The organism is Mycetocola sp. (assembly GCF_046716805.1).
Classification (GTDB): Bacteria; Actinomycetota; Actinomycetes; order Actinomycetales; family Microbacteriaceae; genus Mycetocola_A.
The window spans coordinates 1-15,110 of record NZ_JBKJWH010000001.1 but is presented as its reverse complement, the minus strand read 5'-3'; the positions used below and the strand labels follow the sequence as shown (position 1 = coordinate 15,110).

Sequence of the window (15,110 nt, the reverse complement as noted above, 5' to 3'; positions counted from 1 at the left end):
GTCCGCCCTACAAACCTTCCTTGATCAGGGCTTCCTCGCGGCCGAACATTGTCGCCCTTATTCGCTCGTGAAAAGGCACACGAGCCAGGTTGACTCACCTCGGGGGTCTTGGGTTGCTGTCCGATGAACCCGGGATATCTGGAGCAATTCGAGCATGGCGTTTGTGGACCCATGGATAACGCGGTGCAGGCTGTTGGTCGAGAATGAGGCAAGGGCATCCTGCGAAGCGGCCCGGCCCGGCTTGACCTTCCGCGAGGTTTCGTCCGGAGACGACGGTGTTCCAACCGCGGCGCCCTAGTCAACGTACTATTACTGGGGCACGTTTGTTCTGTCGATCGAGGAGGCTCCGATGGTGGCTGTACGGCGTACGGAAGATGGTCTCATTCAAAACGCATTGGTGCTGGCGCCACTGGTAGCGGCGAGCGGCCCCGGCAGGTGAGCCCTACGCAGCACACCTCCCGCGCAACATTCGACAGAGCCGTCTCCTCGCTGATCTCCGGGGTCTCACTCACAGTCAATGAAGTGGAAGTACTGCTCGGCGCGCGCGATGACGAATTTGATCAACTGCTGGCGCTTGCATCCGCCAGTCGCGACGCCGGTTTAGCCGCAGATAGACGCTCGGGGATCATCACCTATTCGCGCAAAGTGTTTATTCCGCTGACGACGCTGTGCCGGGATCGGTGCCACTACTGCATCTTCGTCGACACACCGAACCAACTAATGAAGATGAACAAGCCGACCTACATGAGTGCGGAACAGGTACTTTCAGTCGCCCGGCAAGGAGCTGAGCTTGGGTGCAAGGAGGCGCTTCTTACCCTGGGCGATCGGCCGGAAGACCGCTGGCCGGAAGCTCGCGAATGGCTCACCGCCAATGGCTACACGTCCACTCTCGATTATGTCGGCGCGATGGCGGCGCTGATCACCCGCGAAACAGGCATGCTCGCTCATCTGAATCCCGGCGTCATGACTTCGGAGGAGTTGCGCGTGCTGCGGCCGTTTGCTCCGTCGATGGGGATGATGCTGGAAACCACGTCCCGGCGACTCTTCGAAGTGCCAGGCGAGGTGCATTACGGATCACCCGACAAAGATCCGGCCGTCCGTATGCGCACGATCGAAGACGCTGGCATTGCCCGCATCCCCTTCACGACAGGCATTCTGGTTGGCATCGGAGAGACGGAGCGCGACCGCGCGGAGTCACTTGTTGCCCTTCGGGACGTGCAGGCGAAGTACGGTCACATTCAGGAAATCATTGTTCAGAACTTCCGCGCCAAGCCGAGGACGGCGATGCAAAATGCGGCCGATGCTTCCTGGTGGGACTACATTTCTGCAGTTGCGGTAGCGCGTCTCGTGATGGGCTCGGACATGACGATTCAGGTTCCACCGAACCTCTCCGATCTCGAGGAATTGGAGATGCTCGTCAGAGCAGGCGTCGATGACTGGGGCGGAGTCTCCCCGCTCACGGCAGACCACGTCAATCCGGAGCGACCCTGGCCACACCTTGACGATCTCGCGTCTCGAACAGCGGATTTAGGATTCACCCTTCGGGAGCGTTTGACTGCTCATCCCGAGTATCTCGCTGAAGCCGACACCTGGCTCGATCCGGCGATCGCTCCCGCAACGATGGCTCTAGCTGACCCGGCATCCTTCCTCGCTCGGGTCGAGGGCGACGGAACAGTGACCCGGCCGCAGGCGGGGCGTCACGCGGAAATTTCGGAACAGAATGTCTCCGATACGCGTACAGGAGGTGGATCAAGCCGCTCCAGCCAATTCCGTTCGAGTGTTGCTCGCGCCGCCGGAGACCCCAGTTCCCGGGATGATGGCGAGTGGGTGGCCTTGCTCCAAGCGACCGGGGACGACCTGGATGTGCTGGCACAGACCGCCGACAGTGTGCGCCGATACACCGTTGGTGAGGCCGTTAGCATCGTGGTCAACCGCAATGTTTCTTCGAGTGCCTATCGCGCAGTACCCAGCGAGGATCCGGCCACGTACAGCTCTGACGAGCTTGTACAGATCGCGGTAGATGCGTGGGAACTGGGCGCAACCGAGTTGTGCGTGCAGGGTCTCCTTCCATCGGCTGAGGATCCTGCGGCGTACGTTCAGGTCGCACGCGCCATCAAGACGGCTGTGCCGAGAATGCACCTTCACGCATTCCGCCCTCAGGATGTCAACGACCTCGCCGTACGAGGGAAACTAGGGCTCTCCGGTGCTCTCGAAGCCCTCCGTGAGGCAGGAGTCGCCACGATTCCCGGCACCGGCGTGAAGGTCCTCTCCGAGCGGGTTCGCCGGCTCGTGGCCCCAGAAGACCTCAACACCGACGCGTGGGTTGACATCATCACGGCAGCTCACAGGGCAGGCCTCCGTTCGAGTTCCGTGCTGTTCTACGGTCACGTCGAAACAGCGGAAGAACGCATCGCGCACCTTCGCACTCTGATGAGCATTCAGTCCCGAACGGGCGGCTTCACGGAGTTCGTGCCGATACCCCTGCCCGGGCACGGCGTTCCACTGGTCCCGGGCCGCGCGCCAATCGATGAGCACCGCGCGATGTTCGCGGTCTCACGTTTGATGCTCTCGGGCGTCATTCCCCACATCCAGGTTCCATGGACGCGACTCGGTATCGATGGGGCGGAGGCGATGCTCCGGTCAGGCGGTGATGACCTCGGTGGCACGCTTCTCGATGGGCGTGTGCTTCCCGCTGTTGGCGCCGAGAGCGGGTTGACGTTGCCTCTCGCAGACGCCCGACGGCTCGCCCATCACATGTTCCGCCCTTTCCGTCAGCGCCTCACCGATTACCGCGAGCCTGACGGTGATCGGAGAACAGCCTGATGCGTGTCGAAACGGCGATCGTTGGTGCAGGGTTCGCCGGAATCGCAGCTGCACTTTCGCTGCGACGGGCCGGACGAGACTCGTTTGTGATTCTCGAGCGCGGCGCGTCAGTCGGAGGCACATGGCGCGAAAACACCTACCCGGGAGTCGCCTGCGACGTCCCCTCTCACCTGTACGGGTTGGAAAGCCACCCGAACCCAGCATGGTCTTCCACGTTCGCCGGCGGATCAGAGATACACACCTACCTCGGATCGATCGTTCACAACGAAGACTTGACGGAACGAATCCTGCTTGGCACTCCGATGACAGGCGCGAAGTGGAATGGCTTCACCTGGCTAATCGCGACTAGCGGTGGTCAAATCGTGGCCGACCACCTCATCGTTGCCTGCGGGAGACTGACCGAGCCCCGGGTGCCGATGGTTCCAGGGCTTGAAACATTCTCCGGGCCCATGTTCCATTCAGCCCGCTGGGACCACAGCGCGGAATTCGAAGGCGCCCGAGTTGCGGTCGTCGGTTCGGGAGCGAGTGCCGTTCAGCTCGCGCCAGCTTTATCGCAGCTCGGTGCGAAAGTGACGCTGTTCCACCGAAGCGCCGCGTGGATCCTTCCGAAGGGGGACCGGCTCTACACCCCTGAGGAGCGGGCCCACTGGCGGTCGGATCCGGAGGCTCTTGCAAGGGTCAGGGAGGAGCTCTACCGGGAGGGTGAAGCGCGATTCGCCTCCCGCGCCGGCGATGATGCTGCGTCGACGGCGGCCCGGGAACAGGCTCTGCTCCACCTCTACTCGCAGGTCGAAGATCGGGAACTTCGGCGGATGCTCACCCCCGACTACGCCTTCGGATGCAAGCGCGTACTGTTGTCCGATGCGTTCTATCCTGCGATCGCTTCTGGTGACGTACAGCTGGAGGCTTCGGCGCTGGCCGCTGTCGAGGGCAACACCCTCATCGCCGCGAGCGGGACTCGCCGCGAGGTAAATGTTCTCATCCTGGCCACCGGTTTCGAGACGACAAGGCAGCCTTACGCCACACTCATCGAGGGCGAGAACGGCCTGACGCTCGATCGGCACTGGTCAACCGGCATGACATCCGTCGGTTCCACATTGGTTGCGGGTTTCCCCAGCCTGTTCGTGCTGAACGGGCCGAACGCGTCGTTGGGCCACAACTCCTCGATTCTCATGATGGAGGCACAGACAGACTTCACCGCGCGCCTTATCGCGGCGGAGAATGGACCGATCCGTGTCTCCGCCGAGGCTGAGGCGTCCTACACGCGTGAGATAGTCGAGCGAAGTGCAAACACCGCGTGGATCGCTGGCGGTTGCCGTAACTGGTACGTCGATGGACGAAGCGGGCGACTCACCCTGTTGTGGCCCGGCACCGTCGCGTCATATCGCGACCGCCTGGAGCGTGTCCTGGCTGCAGATATCGAACCGGATCTCCGGAAAGAGCCCCTGCTGTCGAAAGAATCATCATGACCGCTCCCATCTGCTTGGGCGACACGGCATCCGCGGACCGGTTCCATCCCAAGGCGGGTCGACATGCGGACAACTGATTGGGTGGTGGTCATTCCGGTCAAGGGCACACCGCAGGCGAAATCGCGAATGGATCCGAGCCCCGGACTTGCTCTCGCGATTGCCCTTGACACCGTCGAAGCCGCCCTCGCGGCCGCTGATGTGCTGGTCGTGACAAGCGCATCGGCAGCAGAATCTTTTGAGGACATCGGCGCCCGAGTCGTCATCGACGAAGGCGGCGGCCTCAATGACGCGGCGAGCCACGGGTTGGCCGTAGAGAACGATGGGAACCGCGCGGTGCTGCTGGGAGATCTTCCCGCCTTGCAGCCGGACGAGTTAACCGAAGCGCTCGAAATGGCCCTCCGGTTCCCCCGTGCTTTCGTGCCAGACACCGAACGGCAGGGTACCTCCCTTATTACAGCGCGCACCGGGGTGGCTCATCGTCCGGCCTTCGGCACCGGATCCCGGGCGGCGCATCAGGACCGGGGCTATGTGGAGCTCGACGTGAATCCGCAATCCGGGTTGCGGCGCGATGTGGACACCCGAACTCACTTGCGCGAGATTCCGCCAGCACGGCTCGGCTCCCGCACGCGGAGGATACTCGAGGAGTACGCCCTTCTCGTCGTTCAACCCCGTTGAAATCGCGGCGGCTGCGAGAGCGGAGCTTGTGTCATTTCGTCGATGCATATTCGGCTAGCGATCTATTGATCTCGTAAGCGGTCTTGGGTTCAAGTCGGGTTGGGCTCCGCGAATGAGCCTCTGATTAGGAAGTCCTGCCTGATTTAGATGGAGTCAATTGGGCGGGCTTTCACGTTTACACAGCGTTTCTTGCCGCTCCACGGGTGCCCAACAACGCGCCAGCAAAGTGCTTCGTTGCCGCTGCGCTACACGATCACGCCCCCTTCGCCGACTGCTGGCGGCATGGAGAGGCTGCCGCATAGCGCCCAGCCGCGTGTCGCCGAATGAGCGAGTTCAGATATGCTCAGATTCCATGTCCTGGCCCGGTTGGCTTCGGAACTTGGCGATCGCAACCGCCTCATATGTGACAGGGCTGCGGTGGACAACGGCCACCTGCTGCTGATCGTTGAAGTGACATGGGCATTGCTCAGGGTTCTCCGGTGCAATTTGCCTTGCCTCGTCCGAGATCACGCCGGATGGGGGGCGTCGGCCACGTCCTATTTCCTTACTCGCATTGCTGGATGGGTTGCAGTCATCGCCTCGATCGTGCTGCTATCGTGCCAAGTAGGCGAGCCTGCAACTGAACCAGTCAAGAGCGGACAGCTCCTAGCCGCCGGCTACAGCACCGTCCCGTTGTGGGTTCGGCATACGGTCTGGTTCGCGTCGACGGAACCGGCGGGCACCGTCCGCGACGAACAACCCAGCGATGCACGCGGGGGGCGGCGAGGGCGCGATCAGGTCACAGGGATTGGACGCCCGACCGCATTTGCCTCGCTCGCGACTTGACGGCACTGGGTGCCTCCCCGAACTCCGCGCGGAAGGCGCGACTGAAATGGGCCGCCTCCGCGAACCCCCAGCGGGCGGCGATCTGGCTTACCGGATGAGGCGACAGAGGGTCGGCGAGTTCGCGCCGACAGCGGTCGAGCCGTCTCGAGCGAATCCAGCTGGAAACAGTCAGCCCATCTTCGTGGAAGATCGCGTGAAGATGCCGCGTGGAAATATAGTGTGCGGCGGCGATGCTCGACGGGCTCAGCTCAGTGGAAGCGAGTCGCGAATCGATGTACGACTGCACACGGCGGAGCATCGAGCGGTGCGGCCGGTCGGCGTCCCGCACGACGTCGAGCTCCTGAGCGAACATCGTCGTGACCAGGTCGACCGCATGCTGTGCGAGTCGCGCTCCAACGGAGCCATCGAGCTGGTCGAGCTCGCCGCTGAGGCCGGCGAGGAACTGCGCGACCACTCGGCCGAGGCCGTGCTCCCCGGAGATCGTGGTTGCAGTCAGCCCGCGCAAGCTGTCGGTCGGAAGTTCGATGAACCGATGCGGCACCATGAGCACTGCCGACGCGAAAGAATCCTCGAACATCAGTGAGTATGGCGTGTTTGTGTCGTAGATCGCGAGGTCTCCGGGGCGAAGCACCGCCTCGCGGTTGTCCTGGATGAGCAGCCCGGTGCCGGAAAGTTGCAGACCGAGCTTGAAGAACCGGCTTTCCGTGCGCGCAATGAGCTCTGGGGTGCGCGTGATGGTGTGCTCTCCTGCGGTAACGACCGAGAGATGCACGTCGTCGGTGCCGGCGGCCCTGATGTCGCCGCGGAACGGCTCGGGTCGGTCGGATGTGACGTGGAGTGGCACGAATGACTGCGACACCTGCTCCCTGAACCGGGTGAAATCCAGGGGCAGCGTTGACGTGTCGATCGTTGCCTCTGTTTTTAGAAATTGTTGCACGGGTGCACCTCGTCTCTGAGAGTCTCGTCGCCGATGACGAGCCCGAATTGAAAATATACGCCTGTTGAGGAAAAAAAGGTGAATCCGGTTTCGTGACGCCCGGGTTCTCGCATCAGGTTCCGAGAATCGCCGGCACCGTCATGGCGGCAAGCATGAGGGTGATGCTCGCCGTCTCGGTTGCGTGCAAGGTCTCACAGCGGCCTGGACTCAGGAGCCGCCAGAAGAGCCAGCCCCCTAGGATCACGACCCCAGTGGCTGCGGCCAGAGGAAAATCGCTCGATGAAAGATGCACGTGCGTGCTCACATCCAGCATCTCGGGGGAAGTGGAAACTCCATCCGTACCCACGAGCAGCCACCCGCCGACGACGAAGACCAAAGCGCGGTGCAGCTCACGGGTCGCGTTGTGGTCGTGACCGCGTCGATCGAAGTGGACCCGAGCGCGAGTCGCACGGATGCGCGCGCCGAGCGCCATCCCGACAGCGACCAGTATGAGAGTCCAGACAAGGGCCGGGACGAGGCGGGTGAAAGCCATATCGGCCATCGCGCCCAGCATTGCTGCTGAGGAGACGACGTCGAGCGTACGCGCGCGGCGCGACCCCATCAGCGTGCAGGCCATGCAGGCGAACGCGCCGATCAGCATGGCGCCGTGCGTCATCTCGCCCATATGCAGACTTCCCTGTCTCGTTCCGTGATGGTATGTTACACAACAACTGTAGAGAAAAAGGAAGTCAGCATGACGACGAAGTCAGCCCCCGAGGCACGAAACCTGCACCAGAAAGCCCACGAGACCGTGCAGGCGGCATCCGGGGAACGCGCACTCGGCGACCCGATGCGGGGACTCGCCGCCGATGAGATCATCGCGACCCGGGAGATACTCGCCTCGGCTGGTCTCGTCAGCGGATCGACCCGGTTTGTCTACGTCGGAGTCGACGAACCGGTGAAGGCCGCCGTGCTCGCCGGTGCGGAACTTCCCCGTGTCGTGCGCGCAATCATCCTTGACCAGGCATCTGGTGCGTCCCACGACGCGCGGGTATCGCTCAGCGCACGTGAAGTGGTCAAGGTCGACGAGATTGACGGCTCGATGGGGCAGGCGCCGATCCTCGATGTCGAGTTCGAATCAATCTACGACACGCTTGGGAAAGAAGCGGAGTGGCATGCCGCGCTTGCGAAGCGTGGAATCACGCACGAGCAGGTAGCGCTCGCGCCGCTCTCCGCGGGCAACTATGGTTTCGACGACGAACGGGGGCGCCGTGTCATCCGTGTGCTCGCCTTCATGCGACAGTTCGAGGCCGACCATTGCTGGGCGCACCCGGTAGACGGGCTCTGTGCCTACGTCGACATGATCGAGGGACGCATGTTCAAGCTGGTCGACGACCAGGTTTTCGACATCCCGGCGGAGGGGGGCAACTTCGACGACCCCGAGGTGCAGGGCGCCCCTCTCGACACGCTCAAGCCGATCTCGATTACCCAGCCTGAGGGGCCGAGCTACACGGTGAAGGGCGACGAAGTCTCATGGGCGAACTGGAAGTTCTCGATCGCCTTCGACGCCCGGGAGGGTCTCGTGCTGCGACGCATCCGCTTCACCGACGCCGACCAGGGCGGCGTCGAGCGGGATGTGATCTACCGCGCGTCGATCGCCGAGATGGTCGTACCGTACGGCGACCCGTCGCCATCCCGGTTCTGGCAGAATTACTTCGACACTGGCGAGTACGTCTACGGCAGGTACGCGAACTCACTCACGCTGGGCTGCGACTGCCTCGGTGAAATTCGCTACTTCGACGCGACCCTCGCCGACGAGTTCGGCAACCCCCGAGTCATCCCGAACGCGATCTGCATGCACGAGGAGGACTACGGCACCCTCTGGAAGCACACCGACATCTACACGGGATCCAGCGAAGTACGTCGGCAACGCCGCCTGGTGATCAGTTTCTTCACCACGGTGGGTAACTACGACTACGGCTTCTACTGGTACCTGTACCTTGACGGCACCATCGAATGCGAGGCGAAACTCACGGGAGTTTTGTTCACCTCGGCGTACAACCCTGACGCCGGCGACTACGCAAGCGAGGTTGCGCCCGGACTGGGCGCCCCGTACCACCAGCACCTGTTCGGCGCCCGGCTCGACATGATGGTCGACGGTGTCTCGAATGCGGTCGACGAGGTCGATGTGGTCCGGATGCCTATGGGCGAGGGGAACGAATACGGCAACGCGTTCACCAAGCAGCGCACCCGACTGCGCACCGAGTCAGAAGGTGTGCGCGACGCTGACCTCACCGTCGGACGGGCCTGGCACATCGTGAACACCGAGAAGAAGAACAGGCTCGGCCAGCCGGTCGCCTACGAGCTGCTCGCCCAGGGCACGCCCACGCTCCTGGCTGCCCCGGAGTCTGTGATTGCTCAGCGCGCCGGCTTCACCCGCAAGCACCTTTGGGTCACGCGGTACTCGCCCGACGAGCGGTATCCTGCGGGTGACCTTGTGAACCAGAATCCCGGGGGCGATGGGCTCCCTCGCTATATGGAGGCAGACCGGGTTATCGACGGCGAGGACATCGTGATCTGGCACACCTTCGGACCGACCCACTTTCCCCGTGTCGAGGACTGGCCGGTTATGCCCGTTGACTATGCCAAGTTCACGCTGAAGCCCTATGGCTTCTTTGGCCGCAATCCCACCCTTAACGTGCCGGCATCCCAGGACAGGGGCGGAGCATGCCACTCCGGCGGGCAGACCGCCACAGAGCACCACGAAACGCAGACCAGCGGCTGCGCCTGCGAGGGCCACGGCCACTGAGCTCGTCGGTCCCGAACGCCTCAGCGAAGCAACAGCAAGTAGTTGTCGAGCATCGCGGTGAGCCGCTCGGGTGACGACCTGCCGGGGGAGAGCACCGCGAGTGTCTGCGCGCCGTTCAGCATCGCCACCAACTGGTCAGCAGCACTCTCTATATCGACCTCGAGGCGCACCTCGCCGAGGCGCTTGGCTGCCTCGAGGTCATCGGCGAATTCGGAGCTCCAGAGTTCGAGCGTGCGCTCATGCAACTCACGCAGTTGCGGCTCGTTCGCCGCATATTCCCAGAATGGGATGACGATGCGCGACTCGAGCACACGCTCCTCGTCGAGGGGGAGGATCTGTAGCATGAGCTCACGCAGCGCCGCAAGACCGACCTTTCCCGCGCGCACCTCGGCAAAGCGCTGATTCGTGGCGGCGAACACGTGCTCGAAGGTGGCTCCGATCAATTCCTGCTTGTCCTGAAAATACGGGAACAGGCCGCCATTGGCGACACCTGAGGCCTTCGCGATCTCGCGCATCGTCGTGGCGCGGAACCCCTTCGCAGCGATGAGCCGCCAGGTCGCGTGGACGATTGCGAGTCGACGTTCGTCGTGGTCGACGATCTTCGGCATGGAGTCCCCTGCAGGTTGGTAAGCGAGTTCATCCCACCCTACGCGGCGCCGGGGAGGCAATTGTGGCGCCGCAGCGGCAATCGTGTTCACCTGCCGTGCCGATCGCGTGGACGGCGAACCTGGATAACGGTCGCCGACATGGGCTCGGAGCGGCGGCCGTCAGGATGCTGATGTGGTCGTGAGTTCAGCGAGCTTCTTCGCCTCGTTCGCCTCGAGCCGCTGGCGAAGGACGTGCGTGTATGCGCTCAACGCGATGGCCGCAATCAACGCGAGGCCGCTCGCGACGCTCTGCCAGAAGCTCGTGACTCCGATGAGGGTGAGGGAGTTGTTCAGTATTCCGAGGAAAAGCACGCCGATGAACACCCCGAACATCGAACCCTCGCCACCCGTCAGCGCGATTCCCCCGAGCAGCACCGCGGTGAGGACGGTGAGCTCAAAGCCGAGACCCAGCTGGCCCGCCGGCGCGCTGTTGAGACGGGCGGCCGTGATTGTGCCTGCGAAGCCGGCTGCGGCACCGGAAAGGATGAAGAGCACGAACGGGAGACGGCTCACATTGACGCCGGACAGGTACGCCGCTTCACGATTGACACCGATGGCGTAGACGTGGCGACCCCCCGGGGTGCGGGCGAGGAACAGGCCCGCCACCACAAGGAGGATCCCGGCGATCCAGACCGACACAGGAATTCCCAGCAGGGTTCCAACGCCGAGGAATCCGAATGCATCACCGAATGAGCTGCGCGGAAGCGGGCTCAGCAATTGGGCGACACCGCGCACGGCGGTTAGCGTACCGAGTGTGGTGATGAAGGCGCTCAGGCCGAAGCGGCACGTCAGAAAGCCGTTGAAGAGGCCCACGATCGCCCCGGCGCCCACCGCGGCGATGACGGCGAGGGCCGGGTCCCCGAAGCGCGACATGATCATGCCTCCGACGACCCCGCCGAGCGCGAGGGTCGAGCCCACCGAGAGGTCGATGTAGCCGGCGATGATGAGCATTGCGCACGGGATCGCGACGATGGCTATCACGGCGCCATCCATGAGGACCCCGCGCAGGTTCTGCCAGTTCAGCAGCGATCCGGTGGTCAACTGCACAGCGATCACGATCACGATGAGGAAGATGAGCAGGGGATTGCGGATGATGCCCCGGACGAGACGGTTGGCCATGGATTCAGGCACGTGGAGCTCCTGTGGGTCGAGGTGGGAAAAGGTCAGGACGCGCGCGGCGCGGCGTTGTCGTGGATGATCGCGAGGAGGCTGTCGGCTGTCGTCGAGGCGACATCGATCTCGTCGACGACTATGCCCTTGTGCATGACGAGGCAGCGGTGCGCGAGTTCCATGACCTCCTCTGGCTCGTTCGTCGCGACGATGACCGCGAGGCCGCGTTCGGCGGCAAGACGTCGCAGGACATCGTAGATTTCCCGGCGAGCCCCGACATCGACGCCCTGGGTCGGATCGTCGAGCAGGAGCACCTTCACACCTGCCTGCTCGTTGATCCAGCGCCCTAGCAGGAGCTTCTGTTGATTCCCGCCGGAGAAGCGTCCGGCCGGCAAGGTCGAGCTCCGGGGGCGGAGCGAGAGAAGGTCGGCTACTGCATCGAGCACCGCTTGCTCGGCGGCGAGACGCCGGACGCCGAAGCGGCCAAGCGCTCTCATGACATGGACAACAGTGTTGTCCAGTGCGGGAAGAGTGGCGAAAAGGCCTTCCTTCGCCCGATCGCCTGGAACGAGTGCCAGGCCAGCCTTAAGGGAACCCTTGGGGTTGCTCGTGTTCACTGGCACGCCATCGATGCGGACCAGACCGGTATCTCGCGCTCGCCGGCCGAACAGCATGTCGAGGAACCGGGTGCGGCTCGCACCGATCAGCCCATACAGGGCGACGATCTCGCCGGGGCGCACCACCAGGTCGATCGGGCCAAGGCCCGGCCCGCCAAAGTCTTCAATCTCAAGCCGAGGCGACGCCCCTGCCGCGACCGGTGCAGGTCGGTCGCTCACCTGTGCGTGGCCTCCGCTGATGGCGTCGACGAGATCCGCCTTGGTGAACTCGGCACGACTCGCCGACCAGACGCTGCGCCCGTTCTGCAGTACCGTTGCGCGATCGGCGAGTTGCATGACCTCGTTCAGCAGATGTGTGACGTACAGGATCGCTATGCCCTGTCGCTTGAGATCGAGAATGAGTTCGGCGAGTCGCTCGGACTCCGCACGCGACAGGGCTGCGGTGGGCTCATCGAGGATGAGCAATTTCGCGTTCCGCTGCAACGCTTTGGCGATCTCGACGAGCTGGCGTTGCCCGATGGACAGCTCACCGACGAGGGTGTCCGGGTCAGCGATCGACCCTACCTTCTCCAGTGCTTCGGTTGCGAGGCGGCGCTGCGTCTGGCGGTCGACGATGACGCCGCCGAGCGTACGCTCCTGGCCGAGGAAAAGGTTTTCGGCGACCGTCAGTCCTTCGATGACGCTGAGGTGCTGGTAGATGACGGCGACGCCTTCGGCGATCGAGGAGCGAGGATCGAGGCTCGTATGAGTTGTGCCGTCAATGACCATCGTCCCCGAGGTGGGCGAAATGCCACCGCCCAGACATTTGATGAGGGTTGATTTGCCCGCGCCGTTATGCCCGAGTAGCGCGTGCACCTCGCCGGGGGCGATCTCGAGGTCGACGGAGTCCAGCGCGAGGGTCGCGCCGTAGCGTTTGGTGAGACCCGTTACGATCGCGGTCATCGGCTGCCTTTCTCTGGGATGGAGGTGTGGAGCGGACCGGGAGCGGATGGCCCCCGGCCCTGTGCCGCGATCAGCCGCCGAGTTCGGCGATGTAGGCGTCGAGGTTCGGGTCGTCGACCGTCACCAGGCTCACTGGAAGGTTGACGCTCGCATCCTTCTTCCCCTTGCCGAGTGCGATGGGAATGTCGATCACCTGCTGTACGAGGTCCGAGACCGAGAAGTACGTGCTCGCGCGAAAGAAGTTGCCGGCCTTCATCTGCTGCAGCTCGAACAGGTTCGGGTCGAGCCCGCCGACGAAGGTCGTCGGATCGTTCTCTGCCCGGCCCGAGGCGATCAGCGCCTGGTAGGCGCCCTGCGCCGCATCGCCGACCGCGGCGAGGACGATGTCAACGTCCGGATGCTGCGCGAGCACTGCGCTCGTCACGGTGAGGCCCTCGTCGGGCGTGATCGCCTGCTGCTGGGACACGATCTCGAGGTTGGGAGCAGCTTCGGCGAGAGCCTCCGCGATGCCCTTTGTGCGCTCCTGGCCGATCTGGATCGTCATGTCTTCGAGGATCAGGACCTTGCCCTTGCCGTCGAGGTTGTCGAGAGCCCATTGGCCCGCGTACTCACCCAGTTGGCGACCTGATTCTTCGAACGAGAACTGGAGCGTGGCATCCTGGTTCTCCAGATCCCCGCCGTAGGTGACCCAGTACTTACCCGCGTCAATGTACGAACGCGCGATGCTCTCGAGGCTTGCCGGGTCGGCGGGGAATGATACGACCGCGTCGACGTCGCTTGAGAGGTAGGTGTTGAGGTTCGTCACTTGCTTGCCGAGATCCATGTCGTCGTTCGTGAACTCGACGGTGACACCCATCTCTTTGGCCCGCGCTTCGATGATCGGGACGATCGCTCCGTAGACGGGTAGAGCAGTGAAGGGGTAATCGAACAGGATCTTGTCAACGGGACCGCGCTCGGTCGTTTTCGCTTCGCTCGCCGAGTCGGATGTGGTCGTGCCGCAGCCGGCGAGAGTGAGAGCGGATGCGGCGGCGAGGGCGATCGCCGCGACGAGCTTTCGTGGTGCAGACATGTGGTGCTCCTTGCTGTGAGTGGACGGGTTTGTGCGCTTGCGGTCTGAACGGTACGGCCGACAGTCATTCGGACGCGGTGAGAGGGAGTGCCCGGACGTCAGGAAGCCGAGTAGACCTTCGTGCCGGCGAACCAGGTTTCGGTCACCGTTGTCTTCACGAGCGTGTCGGGGGCTACGGTGAATGGGTCGCGATCAAGCACGATGAAGTCGGCGGACTTTCCCACGGCAATCGAGCCGGTGACGTCGTCGACGCCCATCGCTCGCGCGGCGTTGATCGAGAAGACAGCGATTGCCTCATCGAGAGAGATCGCCTGATCCGGTCCGAGAGTGCCCGGGAAGATCCCGTGCGGGTCGGCGCGAGTCACGAGTCCGTGAATTCCTTCCCACGGGTTCGGGGACTCGCTCACTGGCCAATCGGAGCCGCCCGCGACGAGCGCGCCGGCGTCCAGAAGGGCCCGGTTCGGCTGGATCTCCGCTCCGATGTCGCCCGGGCGGACGTCCGCGATGGCGTTGGGGATGACGCCCGGGAACCAGAGGAACGGGGAAATGTCGGCGACGACGCCGAGCGCGGCGAACCTCGGGCGGTCGTCCGGGTGCACGAACTGCCCGTGCGCGATCTGGTAAATCGGAGTGTCGAATCCTGCCTCACGAACGACCTGCACGGCGTCGAGTGCCGCCCGCACGGCGGCATCGCCGGTGCAGTGAATCTTCGCCGAGAGACCGGACTCCGCGGTCCGGAGCAGCCAGCTCTCCAGCTCGTCCGGGGTCATGGACGTCACCCCGTGGTGGTGGGCCCCATGATCGCGGTCGGGCAAGTACGCCTCAAGAAAAGCCGCGGTGCGCGTCGGTGGCACACCGTCGAGGAAGATCTTGACGAAGTCGGGGCGGTGGTGAGTGGTGCGATACTCTTCGGCCTCCGCGATGAGCGCGTCGCCGACCGGTGAGAACCCGAGCACCGGGTCACTCACAAGCAGTGACGTGACTACCCAGGCGTGAAGGTCGCCACGCTCGTCGAGCACCTTGAGCGCCGTCAGGATGTTCGTCGATGCCCCTGCGTCCTGGAAACCCGTGATGCCGTAACTGTTCAGGATCTCGATCCCACGCTTCGAGCTCTGCGCGAGCTGCTCGTCGCTCAGCCGCTGCGTGCGCGAGATCGCGTCCGCGATCGGAATCCCGGCGGCTTCGAGGAGGAGACCCGTCGGCTCGCC

11 protein-coding genes and 1 pseudogene are annotated in these 15,110 nt (G+C 63.7%); 5 read left to right on the top strand and 7 right to left on the bottom strand.

Annotation, left to right across the window (positions count from 1 at the left end; all coding sequences use genetic code 11):
• The first annotated feature begins 522 nt into the window (after positions 1-522).
• The 4 genes and pseudogenes from cofG to cofC all read left to right on the top strand — a co-directional run bounded on the left by cofG (position 523) and on the right by cofC (position 4,967).
• Positions 523-2,823 carry a 7,8-didemethyl-8-hydroxy-5-deazariboflavin synthase CofG gene (cofG, locus tag ACLQ62_RS00060; protein ID WP_411719613.1) on the top strand — a complete coding sequence of 767 codons (2,301 nt, stop codon included), beginning with the start codon at positions 523-525 and terminating at the stop codon, positions 2,821-2,823.
• A pseudogene (locus ACLQ62_RS00055) lies at positions 2,823-3,632 on the top strand (flavin-containing monooxygenase); the annotation flags it as partial. The gene cofG and the pseudogene ACLQ62_RS00055, both read left to right, overlap by 1 nt.
• 3 nt (positions 3,633-3,635) lie before the next feature.
• Entirely contained in the window at positions 3,636-4,292 is a 657-nt protein-coding gene (locus ACLQ62_RS00050) for a hypothetical protein (RefSeq protein ID WP_411719614.1), read from the top strand.
• A gap of 63 nt (positions 4,293-4,355) precedes the next feature.
• Positions 4,356-4,967, top strand: coding sequence for a 2-phospho-L-lactate guanylyltransferase (cofC, locus tag ACLQ62_RS00045; protein WP_411719612.1), 612 nt, complete (start codon positions 4,356-4,358; stop codon positions 4,965-4,967).
• Between the two features lie 778 nt (positions 4,968-5,745).
• Here cofC and ACLQ62_RS00040 read toward each other — a convergent pair.
• A complete protein-coding gene (locus ACLQ62_RS00040; protein ID WP_411719611.1) occupies positions 5,746-6,729 on the bottom strand; it encodes a helix-turn-helix domain-containing protein in 984 nt (327 codons plus the stop codon).
• Positions 6,730-6,841: 112 nt separating this feature from the next.
• Positions 6,842-7,393 carry a hypothetical protein gene (locus ACLQ62_RS00035; RefSeq protein WP_411719610.1) on the bottom strand — a complete coding sequence of 184 codons (552 nt, stop codon included), beginning with the start codon at positions 7,391-7,393 and terminating at the stop codon, positions 6,842-6,844.
• A gap of 69 nt (positions 7,394-7,462) precedes the next feature.
• Here ACLQ62_RS00035 and ACLQ62_RS00030 point away from each other — a divergent pair, with 69 nt between their 5' ends.
• Positions 7,463-9,517: a primary-amine oxidase gene (locus tag ACLQ62_RS00030; protein ID WP_411719609.1), complete on the top strand. Its 2,055-nt coding sequence runs from the start codon at positions 7,463-7,465 to the stop codon at positions 9,515-9,517.
• Positions 9,518-9,537: 20 nt separating this feature from the next.
• Here the strand turns inward: ACLQ62_RS00030 and ACLQ62_RS00025 are convergent, their stop codons facing one another.
• The 5 genes from ACLQ62_RS00025 to ACLQ62_RS00005 all read right to left on the bottom strand — a co-directional run.
• Positions 9,538-10,125 (bottom strand): TetR/AcrR family transcriptional regulator, encoded by a 588-nt coding sequence (locus ACLQ62_RS00025; protein WP_411719608.1) that lies wholly within the window; start codon positions 10,123-10,125, stop codon positions 9,538-9,540.
• A 159-nt stretch (positions 10,126-10,284) separates the two neighbouring features.
• Positions 10,285-11,295 carry an ABC transporter permease gene (locus ACLQ62_RS00020; protein ID WP_411719607.1) on the bottom strand — a complete coding sequence of 337 codons (1,011 nt, stop codon included), beginning with the start codon at positions 11,293-11,295 and terminating at the stop codon, positions 10,285-10,287.
• Positions 11,296-11,327: 32 nt separating this feature from the next.
• Entirely contained in the window at positions 11,328-12,833 is a 1,506-nt protein-coding gene (locus ACLQ62_RS00015) for a sugar ABC transporter ATP-binding protein (protein WP_411719606.1), read from the bottom strand.
• Between the two features lie 70 nt (positions 12,834-12,903).
• The gene (locus ACLQ62_RS00010; RefSeq protein WP_411719605.1) at positions 12,904-13,902 is read right to left on the bottom strand and encodes a sugar ABC transporter substrate-binding protein; all 999 of its coding nucleotides are present in this window, start codon (positions 13,900-13,902) and stop codon (positions 12,904-12,906) included.
• A 98-nt stretch (positions 13,903-14,000) separates the two neighbouring features.
• On the bottom strand, positions 14,001-15,110 hold a 1,110-nt coding region (locus ACLQ62_RS00005), incomplete at its 5' end, for an amidohydrolase (protein ID WP_411719604.1).

What these genes read in the sequence shown, in the direction of transcription:
- ACLQ62_RS00050 (WP_411719614.1), top strand. Translation starts at nt 3,636, where the DNA reads ATGCTCACCCCCGACTACGCCTTCGGATGCAAGCGCGTACTGTTGTCC.
- cofC (WP_411719612.1), top strand. Translation starts at nt 4,356, where the DNA reads ATGCGGACAACTGATTGGGTGGTGGTCATTCCGGTCAAGGGCACACCG.
- ACLQ62_RS00035 (WP_411719610.1), bottom strand. Translation starts at nt 7,393, where the DNA reads ATGGGCGAGATGACGCACGGCGCCATGCTGATCGGCGCGTTCGCCTGC.
- ACLQ62_RS00030 (WP_411719609.1), top strand. Translation starts at nt 7,463, where the DNA reads ATGACGACGAAGTCAGCCCCCGAGGCACGAAACCTGCACCAGAAAGCC.
- ACLQ62_RS00025 (WP_411719608.1), bottom strand. Translation starts at nt 10,125, where the DNA reads ATGCCGAAGATCGTCGACCACGACGAACGTCGACTCGCAATCGTCCAC.
- ACLQ62_RS00015 (WP_411719606.1), bottom strand. Translation starts at nt 12,833, where the DNA reads ATGACCGCGATCGTAACGGGTCTCACCAAACGCTACGGCGCGACCCTC.
- ACLQ62_RS00010 (WP_411719605.1), bottom strand. Translation starts at nt 13,902, where the DNA reads ATGTCTGCACCACGAAAGCTCGTCGCGGCGATCGCCCTCGCCGCCGCA.